Source organism: Methylobacterium variabile (assembly GCF_001043975.1).
Classification (GTDB): domain Bacteria; phylum Pseudomonadota; class Alphaproteobacteria; order Rhizobiales; family Beijerinckiaceae; genus Methylobacterium; species Methylobacterium variabile.
In genome coordinates, this window is the sequence record NZ_LABY01000049.1 from 1 (window position 1) to 10,102 (window position 10,102).

Sequence of the window (10,102 nt, forward strand, 5' to 3'; positions counted from 1 at the left end):
TTCGCGACCAGGGTCACCACCCCGCCGCCGAATACCCCGCCTCCGACCGCCTGCCCAAGCAGCCCCTCGTCGTCGACCCCGCCGCCCAGAGCCGCCAGCTCGGCAAGCCCGGCGGCGAGGTGGTGACGCTGGTCGCGAAGGCCCGCGACATCCGCTACATCTCGACCTACAGCTACACCCGCGTCGTCGGCTACGATGCCAAGCTGGCGCTGCAGCCCGACATCGTGGAGAAGTTCGAGAACGACGGCGACAGGGTCTACACCTTCACCTTGCGGGACGGGCACCGCTGGTCCGACGGCCATCCCTTCACGGCGGAAGACTTCCGCTACTGGTGGGAGGACGTCGCCCTCAACAAGGAGCTGAGCCCGTCCGGTCCGCCGGAATTCATGCTGGTCGACGGCCAGCTGCCCCGCTTCGAGGTGCTCGACCCGCTCCACGTCCGCTTCACCTGGGACAAGCCGAATCCCCGCTTCCTCCCGGAGCTGGCCTCCCCGCGCGATCCCTTCGTCTACCGGCCGGCGCACTACCTCAAGCGCTTCCACGCCCGCTACACCCCGAAGGCCGAGCTCGACCCGCTGGTGAAGCAGCAGAAGGTCAAGGGCTGGGCGGCCCTCCACAACCGGCTCGACGCAATGTTCGAGCAGACCAACCCGGACCTGCCGACCCTCCAGCCCTGGCGCGTCACCAACACGGCGCCGGCGGCCCGCTTCGTGTTCGTGCGCAACCCCTACTACCACCGGGTCGACACCAGCGGGCAGCAGCTGCCCTACCTCGACAAGGTCAACATGGACGTGGCGGCGAGCGGGCTCCTCGCCGCCAAGGCCAACGCCGGCGAGGCCGACCTGCTGTTTCGCGGCCTCAACATGGAGGACATCCCGATCCTGCGGGAGGGCGAGCGCGCCAAGGGCTACCGCACCCATCTCTGGCCGACCGCCCGCGGCTCGGAGCTGGCGCTCTACCCGAACCTGACGGTTACCGACCCGGTCTGGCGCACGCTCAACCGCGACCTGCGCTACCGCCGCGCCCTGTCGCTCGCCATCGACCGGCGCACCCTCAACAACGCGCTGCTGTTCGGGCTCGGCACCGAGGGCAACGACACCGTGGTCGAGAAGAGCCCGCTCTACCGGCCCGAGTACCGCACCCTCTACGCCGGGTACGACCCTGAGGAAGCCTCCCGCCTCCTCGACGAGATCGGGCTGACCCGGCGCAACGGTGCCGGCATCCGCCTGCTGCCCGACGGGCGCGAGCTCGAGATCGTGGTCGAGACCGACGGCGAGAGCAGCATCCTCACCGACGGGCTGACCCTGGTGTCGGAGTTCTGGCGCGAGGTCGGGGTCAAGCTGTTCGTCAAGCCGCAGGACCGCACGGTCCTGCGCAACCGCGCCTATTCGGGAGCCGCCGTGATGGTGGCGGCGCAGGGGCTCGACCTCGCGATGCCGACCGCGGAGATGTCGCCCGACGAGCTCGCCCCGGTCCACCAGGACACCTACGCCTGGCCGAAATGGGGGCAGTACGTCGAGACGAAGGGCAAGGAGGGCGAGCCCTGCGACCTGCCCGAGGCCCGGGCGCTCATCGACCTCAACGCCCGCTGGATGGCGACCGCCGACGCGGACGAGCAGGCGCGGATCTGGGGCGAGATGCTCAAGAACCGGGCCGAGAACCAGTGGGTGATCGGCACCGTCTCGGGCGCGCTCCAGCCGGTGGTGGCCAAGACCCGGCTGCGCAACGTGCCCGACAAGGCGATCTACAGCTGGAAGCCGACCGCGTTGATCGGGGTCTACCGCATGGACGAGTTCTACTGGGGGCCGAACCCGAAGGAGGCCGCGCGGTGATCCGCTACCTCGCCCGCCGCCTCGCCACGATGGCGGTCACGCTCCTGATCATCTCAGCCCTCGTCTTCCTCATCATCAAGCTGCCGCCGGGCGACTTCCTCACCAACCAGATCGCCGAGCTGCGCTCGCAGGGCGAGGCCGCCTCCGTCGCCAAGGCGCAGTTCCTGATGCAGCAATACGGCCTCGACCGGCCGGTCTGGGAGCAGTACCTGCGGTGGATCGGGCTATGGCCCAATCCCGAGGGCGCCTTCAACGGCCTGATCCAGGGCAACTGGGGCTGGTCGTTCGAGTACGACCGCCCGGTGCGCGAGGTGGTCGGCGACGCGCTCTGGCTCACCCTGGTGGTCAACCTCGCGGTGGTGATCTTCGTCCACCTGGTGTCGATCCCGATCGCCATCTACTCGGCGACGCGGCAATACTCGATCGGCGACTACGTCGCGACCTTCATCGGCTATATCGGCCTCGCCACCCCGTCCTTCCTGCTGGCGCTGGTAATGCTGTTCTATGCCAACCGCTGGTTCGAGGTCTCGATCGGCGGCCTCTACGACAGCGCCTATGCGGGCCAGCCCTGGACCTGGGAGAAGGTGCGCTCGCTCCTGGCCCACCTGGTGGTCCCGACCCTGGTGATCGGGCTCGGCGGCACCGCCGCGATGATCCGGCGGATGCGCGCCAACCTCCTCGACGAGCTCGGCAAGCAGTACGTCGTCACTGCCCGGGCGAAGGGCCTGCCGCCGACCCGGGCGCTGCTGAAGTACCCGTTCCGGATGTCGCTGAACCCGTTCATCGCCGATATCGGCAACCTCCTGCCTCACCTCGTCTCGGGCTCGGTGCTGGTGTCGCTGGTGCTCAGCCTGCCCACCGTCGGACCGATCCTGCTCGCCGCCCTCAAGAGCCAGGACCAGTTCTTGGCCGGCTTCATCCTCATGTTCGTGGCGATGCTCACCGTGATCGGCATGCTGATCTCCGACCTGCTCCTCGCTTGGCTCGATCCGCGCATCCGCCTCGGGGGAGACGGTCGATGAGCCTTGAGCTGCGGGACCGGCCGCACCACTTCGTCGACGCCGCCCCCTTCGATCCCGGCCGGTCCGAGCCGGTGGGGGCGGAGAGCAGCGCCGTCGACCGCGCCTCGTCCTGGCGCCTGACCTGGTGGAAGTTCCGCAAGCACCGGGTCGCGGTGGCGGCGGGGCTGATCCTGATCGCCTTCTACGCGCTGATCCCGTTCGTCGAGGTGATCGCGCCCTACAACCCGGCCAAGCGCCACGGCGACTACCTCTACGCGCCGCCCCAGGCCGTGCACCTGTTCCACCAGGGCCGCTTCGTCGGCCCCTACACCCATCCCTACCACTTCACCTTCAACGTCGAGACCTTCCACCGCGACTACACGGTGGACCGGAGCGTGACGCAGCCGCTGCGCTTCTTCTGCCGGGGCGATGCTTACGCGTTCTGGGGCCTGATCGACACCGACTGGCACCTCGTCTGCCCGCCCAAGGACGGCACGATGTTCCTGCTCGGCACCGACCGGCTCGGGCGCGACCTGTTCTCGCGCATCGTCTCCGGGGCACGGATCTCGCTGACCGTCGGCCTCGTCGGCATCGCGGTGTCGTTCGCCCTCGGGCTCTTCTTCGGCGGGCTCGCCGGCTATCTCGGCGGCTGGGTCGACAACGTGATCCAGCGCCTGATCGAGATCCTGCGCTCGCTCCCCGAGCTGCCGCTCTGGCTCGCCCTCTCGGCGGCCCTGCCGCCGAACTGGAGCCCGATCCTGGTCTTCTTCGGCATCACCCTGATCCTCGGGCTCCTCGACTGGCCGGGCCTCGCCCGCGCCGTGCGCTCGAAGCTGCTGGCGCTGCGCGAGGAGGATTACGTCCGGGCCGCCGAGCTGATGGGCGCCTCGAAGAGCCGGATCATCGCCCGTCACCTGATCCCGAACTTCATGAGCCACCTGATCGCCTCGGCGACCCTGTCGATCCCCTCGATGATCCTCGGCGAGACGGCGCTGTCGTTCCTCGGCCTGGGCCTGCGCCCGCCGGTGACGAGCTGGGGCGTGCTCCTCAACGAGGCGCAGAACCTCGCGGCGGTGCAGCTCCATCCCTGGCTGCTGGCGCCGATCCTGCCGGTGGTGATCGTGGTGCTGGCGTTCAACTTCCTCGGCGACGGCCTGCGCGACGCGGCCGATCCGTACCACTAGGGCCGCATGCGCGAGCGGCCCGCCTCCCGGCTCATCGTCCTCGACGGCGAGGACCGCCTGCTGCTGTTTCGCTTCGTCTTCCGCGACGGGGCGCTCTCCGGCGAGGAATACTGGGCGACGCCGGGCGGTGCCGTCGAGCCGGGGGAGAGCTTCGCCGAGGCCGCGATCCGGGAATTGCGGGAGGAGACCGGGCTGACCTGCCCGGCCGCCGCTCCGGAGATCGGCGAGCGGGTGTTTCCCATGCGGTTGGTGGACGGCGAGCTGGTCCTGGCGCGGGAGCGCTTCTTCGCGGTCCGGGCCGGAGACGATCCCCTCTCCCGCGCGGGCTGGACGCCGCACGAGGCCGAGGTCCTGGCCGAGCATCGCTGGTGGCCGCGGACCGAACTGGCCGCGCCCCCGATGCAGATCTACCCGGAGGACGTCCTGGTACTCTACGACGCGGCGCGCGCCGCCTTCGAGGGTCCCGCGGGAGCCGCGGGACCGGGTGACGTCTGCCGCTAGACGCGGGAGAGTTCGGCGTCGAGCGACGCGAGTTCGGTGCGCGCCTGGGAGATCAGGCGGGCGTGCTGGAGCTGGAGGGCGCGGCTGTTGGCGCCCAGGCCCGCCGAGGAGCGGATCTCGGCGAGGGTCCGCTCGTAGTCCTGGATCTGCGCTTCGACGCGCCGGCGGCGTTCCGCGATGGTGTGCGGCATTCCGGTTCCCCTTGGTTGTGGGGCAGGCCCGCGACGCGCGCGGACCGGCCATGAGCCAAGCCCGGCCGCCGGAACGGCCGGGCCCTTACAGCCAAGGTCATTGATGGGGCGAGAATGTGGCAGGCCTGCCGCGACTGCGGCCGCATGCGGGTCGTCGGTGCCGCGCGACACGCGGCGGCGATCAATCCAGGCCAAGTCGCCTCGCCAAGTCGACTGCCCACCTTCCTTGCGGAATCATTCAAATGAACAATTGACGCAAGTTGTGAACCGTGTCGTAACTGTCCACGACGCGATGTCGCGGTCCTCTCGGAGGGTCTTACATGTCGAGACTCAAATATTTCGTCGGCGCGGTCATGGCCATGCTGGTGGGTGCGCCGGAGGGATCGGAGGCGGCGACCAGCCAAAGCACGGATCCGACTGCGGCCGCGCCGGATCCGAAGCTGTCGGACGCGGCCCGGGAAATCGTCGCCCAGAACATGCAGCGCCGGGTCATCAAGAGCAACGGGCAGAGCAAGTATTACTTCGCGCGCGAATCAGGTCCGAGCTGGGTGAACAGCCCGCGGAAGATCGACAAGCTCAACAACATCAAGACATTGCCGCAGATGCAGCAACGCTACCGCTGATCGCGAAGCGACGGATCACCCGCCGCGGCCGGGGAAGGCCGTCCCGACCTTCCCGGCCAGGCGACGCGGCCGCAGCGAGGAACCTCCAGGTGCGTCATGACGCGGACCACGCTCCAGGCTGTCGTCAAGATCACGAAATACTGTAACCTGCGCTGCCGGTATTGCTACGAGTACGACCACCTTCACGAGAAGGATCGCATGTCGCTCGATCAGATCGAGCGCATGTTCCGCAACCTGGCGTCCTACGCCCGGCTGCACCACTTCGATCACCTGGAATTCGCCTGGCACGGCGGCGAGCCATTCCTCGTTCCGCTGGATTACTACAAGGCCATCGAGGAGATCCAGAGGTCGGTTCTCGGCGACGTCGCGGCCTGGAACACGGTGCAGACCAACCTGACGGTGCTGACCGAGGACTATCTCGACTACCTCAGGAGCGAGCGGTTCTTCGCCGGGATCGGCGTGTCCTTCGATCTCCACGGCCAGGACCGCGTCGACACCGCGGGGCGTCTGCGCGACGCCACGGTCGCCAGGAACCTCGACACCGTCAGGGCGCAGGGCATCCGGAGCGGCGGCATCTGCGTCTTGTCCCGCAATACCCTCGCGCATGTCGAGGACATCTACCGATACTACGACGAGCGGCAGATGCCGTTTCGCTTCCTGCCGTTCTACCTCAGCGCCAATGAGGCGCAGCCGGGTCGGCACGCGATCAGCACGGCGGAGCTCGTCGACGCCCTGAAGCGGGTTTTCCGGTGCTGGGCGCGATCCGAGACCGCGACCAGCGTCGATCCCGTCGCCGAGCTGGTCGAGTACGCGGCGGCACACCTCCATGGCCTTCCGCCGACGCGCTACGACAAGAGGGATGACGAGTACGTCCTGGTCGTCAACACCGACGGTACCGTCTGGGGAACGGCCGAGACCTACGCGAACGCGTATTGCTACGGCAACATCTTCCGGGAGGATGCCGGAACCGTCCTGGCCTCGGCCGGACGCGAGCGCGCCATCGCGGCATCGGCCGCGCGGATGCACCGGTATTGCGGGACGTGCCCGTTCTTCGGTGCCTGCCCGGGTCACTACGTCGGCGAGGCGACCGCGATCCAGCAGGCCATGCTGGCGGCGGATGGCTGTCCGGTCCGGCAGGTCCTCGACGACGTCGTGGACTACCTGCGGGCGGCCGGGTTCGGCGCCGACCGCCTGATCGCGGAGGCGTCATGAGCCTCACGGCGTGGCTTCGCCGCCTCGTCCCGGAGCGCGCCCCGGGCCCGGAGCCGTCCGCCTCGCCCGGCGCCTGGATGGACTTGCTGCCCGCGGGACTGGAGCCGGTCGGAGCGGCCCTGCTCCCCGGCGAGGACGGGTCACGGCTCTCGGTGAGCGCGGGCCTGCGCGTAGCGACGGCCGCCGAGATGGCCGTCGGCTACGAGGCCGGAGCGGTCCTGCCGCGGGAGCCGTGGCGCCCGATGACGCGCGCCGAGCGCGACAGGGTGCTCTGCACAGATCCGGATCCGGCCCGGGACGTGGCGGTGGTGCGGCTGCCCCCGGGCAGCCTAGCGCGGATCCGGGCCTGCGGCGAGCCGGTGGAGGTCCTGTCGGACCTTCGGAGCGTGTGCCGCCTGGACGGGTCGCTCGACGTCCTGGGCGCGGGCTCCAATCCGCCCGGACGCCAGACGGTGACCATCGCCCCCGAGACCGGGCGCTCGATCGGGATGCATCTCGACAGCTGGGACAACCTTCCGCTCGAGGCGCGCGGTCTGTCCAGCAACCGGATCTGCGTCAACATCGGGCGGGAGAGCCGCTTCTTCCTGTTCGTTCCGGTCTCGCTGATGGACATGCCCGCATTGCTGGCCGAGCGGCTCGGGCCCGAGGAGCCGCCGGCCGACACGCCCCTGTACCGCCTGTTCATGGCGATGTTTCCGGAAATCCCGGTCCTGCGGTGCCGGGTCGATCCCGGCGAGGCCTACGTGGCACCGACGGAGTGCCTGGTGCACGACGGCTCGTCGCTCGGGCAGACGGGGCTGGACGAGCAGTTCACGGTGCGGGGCTTCATCACCGCGCTGCCACGATGATGGTCCGCTCTGGCCTCCTCCGCCGCGGCCTCGACCCTTCGGGCGGCGTCCGACCCGGGAGGCGGTCTCGGGCAGTCCCCGTCGCATGGCCGAGAACCGGCGCAGCGGCGGCGGGGATGCGGCCGCCCGCACGGGCGACCGCGAGAGATCCGAGGTCAGAACCCCCGGTAGTAGCCGCGCGGGCCGTGGCCCCAGCCGCGGTGGCCCCAGTGGTGATGGTGGCGGCGGAAGCCGTAGGCGCGGCCGTAGGGCGGGCCGAAGTGGCGGCGATAGCCGTAGCCGTGGCGGGGTCCGTAGTGGCGATGGCGGCCGTAGTAGCCGTACTGCGCCCAGCTGGTGGGCGCCGGCGCAGCGGCCGTCTCGCTCATCGGAGCGGCGAGCGCGCCCTGCGGCATGGCGGCGGCGCCGCCCAGGATCAGGCCAGCGGCCAGCATCACGGTCTTCAGCACGTGGTCGGTTCCTCACTCGTGCGCGCATGCCGCCGGACGGAGGCATGGACGGCTGAAACGCACGGCAGCCGCAAAGCGTTGCGCGGCGCGCGTCGCGAGGGTGAATGCCAGGTATGCGAGCGGGAGGCGGGTCGCGTGCGCGCCACGTGCCGGAGGCCGCGGGTCGCCTCGCGGGCCGACCTCAGGCCATCTTGAGCGTCATGTCGACGACCCGGGCGTTGGTCGCCCCCTTCACCAGGGCGATGCCGTGCTCGCAATCCTCGCGGCGCACGTAGCCCTCGCCTGAATCGGCCACCACCTCGCCGTTCTCGGCCCGCAGCCGCCAGCGCCACTCGCCCGTGCCGTCCCGGTAGAGTTCGAAGCGCATCGGGGCCTCCTGCGGTGATGCATCCTCGGCACAGATGGCGCGGCGCCGACGGGCGGCAACGTCCCCCCTGCCAAACCACAAACGCAGGAAGCCCGCGCTCCTTCTGGAGCGCGGGCTTCTCGCATCATTCAGCGTGGATCAGATGTCAGCGGGGCGCGCGGTCGAGCCAGCCGATCGAGCGGCCGTCGCGGTTGCCGCCGCCGCCCGCCGGGCGCTGCTGGCGGTTGCCGTCGGTGCGCTGGCCGCCCTGGGGACGGCCCTGGCCCTGGGGACGACCCTGCCGGCCCTCGTGCCCGCCGCGGACATCCTGGCCGCCGCGGCCGTCATGGGCGCGCGGCTCGCGGTGCTCCTGCGGCCGGCCGGCGCCGTGGCGCGGCTGACCCTGGCCACCGCCCGGACGACCCTGGCGCTGGCCGGCCGGCTGGCCCTGGCGGCCGCCGCCGGGACGCTGGCCGCGCGGGCCGGGCTGGCGCCGGTCGCGCTCGGCCTCGGCCACGGCTTGCGCGGCCTCCTCGCGGCTCGGGGGCACGAAGCCCTCGGGGATTGCCATCACCGGCACCTTCTGGCGGGTCAGGCGCTCGATGTCGCGCAGGTATGCCCGCTCCTCGTCGTTGCAGAACGAGATCGCGAGACCGTCATTGCCGGCGCGCGCGGTGCGGCCGATGCGGTGGACGTAGGCCTCCGGCACGTTCGGCAGGTCGAAGTTGACGACGTGGGACACGCCGTCGACGTCGATGCCGCGGGCCGCGATGTCGGTCGCGACCAGCACCCGGCAGGTGCCGGCCCGGAAGGCGGCAAGCGCCCGCTCGCGCTGCGGCTGGGACTTGTTGCCGTGGATCGCCGCCGAGCCGATGCCGTCGCGCTCCAGGCCGCGCACGACCCGGTCGGCGCCGTGCTTGGTGCGGGTGAAGACCAGCACGCGGTCGATCGCGTCGTCGCGCAGGATCGTGGCGAGCAGCGACTGCTTCGAGCCGGTCGGCACGAAGACGACCTTCTGATCGACCCGCTCGGCGGTGGTGGCGACCGGGGTCACCGCGACCTGGACCGGGTTCTTCAGGTACTGGTCGGCGAGGCCGGCGATGTTCTTCGGCATGGTGGCCGAGAAGAACAGGCTCTGGCGCTGGGCCGGCAGCAGCTTCACGATGCGCTTGAGGGCGTGGATGAAGCCGAGGTCGAGCATCTGGTCGGCCTCGTCGAGGACGAGGTACTCGACGCCGTCGAGGGTGAGCGACCGGCGGTCGATCAGGTCGAGGAGCCGGCCCGGGGTGGCGACGAGCACGTCGACGCCGTTGGCGAGCGCCCGCTCCTGGCGGCCGATGGTGACGCCGCCGAACACCACTGTGGTGGTGAGCTTCAGGAACTGGCCGTACTCCTTGAAGCTGTCGGCGATCTGGCTGGCGAGCTCGCGGGTCGGGGCGAGCACCAGCACGCGGCAGCCGCGGCGCGGCGCCGGCTTGCCGGAGGTCTCGCTGGCGAGACGGTGCAGGATCGGCAGCGCGAAGGAGGCGGTCTTGCCGGTGCCGGTCTGGGCGATGCCGCAGAGGTCCTTGCCCTGCATGGCCGGCGGGATCGCCTGGGCCTGGATCGGGGTGGGCGTGACGTAGCCGGCCTGGGCGAGCGCCTTCAGGATCGGCGCCGCGAGGCCGAAATCGGTGAACTGGGTCAAAGCAATCTTCTTGGTATTTGGCAGCGGGACCGCCGCAAGGCGCGCGCAACGCACGGCCCTCATCGCGATCCGATGTCGGGAGACCGCCCGCGTGATGGAGCGATCCGGAGGGACGAGCGATTAAGAGAGGGGCCGGGCCTGCCGCGCAGGTGCCGCGGCGAAATCCGTCACGCAGCCCCCTCGAGCGGACCGCGATCGGCCGCTGACGCTGCAATCCGCCATATGGCG

General features: G+C 70.4%; 11 protein-coding genes. 7 read left to right on the forward strand and 4 right to left on the reverse strand.

All coding sequences use genetic code 11. The features are described from left to right. From VQ02_RS08175 to VQ02_RS08190, 4 genes are all read left to right on the forward strand, one after another. The coding region (locus VQ02_RS08175) for an ABC transporter substrate-binding protein (RefSeq protein ID WP_048443687.1) at window positions 1–1,832 on the forward strand (1,832 nt) is incomplete at its 5' end. Further along, the gene (locus VQ02_RS08180; protein ID WP_048443688.1) at window positions 1,829–2,854 is read left to right on the forward strand and encodes an ABC transporter permease; all 1,026 of its coding nucleotides are present in this window, start codon (window positions 1,829–1,831) and stop codon (window positions 2,852–2,854) included. The genes VQ02_RS08175 and VQ02_RS08180, both read left to right, overlap by 4 nt. Continuing rightward, on the forward strand, window positions 2,851–4,017 hold the full coding sequence (locus tag VQ02_RS08185) for an ABC transporter permease (RefSeq protein ID WP_048443689.1): 1,167 nt from the start codon (window positions 2,851–2,853) through the stop codon (window positions 4,015–4,017). Before VQ02_RS08180 ends, VQ02_RS08185 begins: the two co-directional genes overlap by 4 nt. A 6-nt stretch (window positions 4,018–4,023) precedes the next feature. Then, window positions 4,024–4,518 carry an NUDIX hydrolase gene (locus VQ02_RS08190; RefSeq protein ID WP_048443690.1) on the forward strand — a complete coding sequence of 165 codons (495 nt, stop codon included), beginning with the start codon at window positions 4,024–4,026 and terminating at the stop codon, window positions 4,516–4,518. On the opposite strand, the gene VQ02_RS08195 is transcribed toward VQ02_RS08190, so the two are convergent. Then, window positions 4,515–4,709 (reverse strand): hypothetical protein, encoded by a 195-nt coding sequence (locus VQ02_RS08195; protein WP_048443691.1) that lies wholly within the window; start codon window positions 4,707–4,709, stop codon window positions 4,515–4,517. The two genes, VQ02_RS08190 and VQ02_RS08195, sit on opposite strands and share 4 nt — an antisense overlap. 320 nt (window positions 4,710–5,029) lie before the next feature. Between VQ02_RS08195 and VQ02_RS08200 the strand changes: the two genes are divergently transcribed. The 3 genes from VQ02_RS08200 (at window position 5,030) to VQ02_RS08210 (ending at window position 7,392) form a co-directional block, all read left to right on the forward strand. Further along, window positions 5,030–5,332, forward strand: coding sequence for a hypothetical protein (locus VQ02_RS08200; RefSeq protein WP_048443692.1), 303 nt, complete (start codon window positions 5,030–5,032; stop codon window positions 5,330–5,332). 96 nt (window positions 5,333–5,428) lie between these two features. After that, entirely contained in the window at window positions 5,429–6,544 is a 1,116-nt protein-coding gene (locus VQ02_RS08205; RefSeq protein ID WP_048443693.1) for a radical SAM protein, read from the forward strand. Continuing rightward, the gene (locus tag VQ02_RS08210; RefSeq protein WP_048443694.1) at window positions 6,541–7,392 is read left to right on the forward strand and encodes a hypothetical protein; all 852 of its coding nucleotides are present in this window, start codon (window positions 6,541–6,543) and stop codon (window positions 7,390–7,392) included. The genes VQ02_RS08205 and VQ02_RS08210 overlap by 4 nt, the downstream gene beginning before the upstream one ends. A gap of 155 nt (window positions 7,393–7,547) precedes the next feature. Here VQ02_RS08210 and VQ02_RS08215 read toward each other — a convergent pair whose 3' ends face one another. The 3 genes from VQ02_RS08215 to VQ02_RS08225 form a co-directional block, all read right to left on the reverse strand. Next, a complete protein-coding gene (locus VQ02_RS08215) occupies window positions 7,548–7,841 on the reverse strand; it encodes a hypothetical protein (RefSeq protein ID WP_048443695.1) in 294 nt (97 codons plus the stop codon). Between the two features lie 181 nt (window positions 7,842–8,022). Further along, window positions 8,023–8,208, reverse strand: coding sequence for a YegP family protein (locus tag VQ02_RS08220; RefSeq protein WP_048443696.1), 186 nt, complete (start codon window positions 8,206–8,208; stop codon window positions 8,023–8,025). A gap of 145 nt (window positions 8,209–8,353) precedes the next feature. After that, on the reverse strand, window positions 8,354–9,874 hold the full coding sequence (locus tag VQ02_RS08225; RefSeq protein WP_048443697.1) for a DEAD/DEAH box helicase: 1,521 nt from the start codon (window positions 9,872–9,874) through the stop codon (window positions 8,354–8,356). Between the last annotated feature and the right edge of the window lie 228 nt (window positions 9,875–10,102).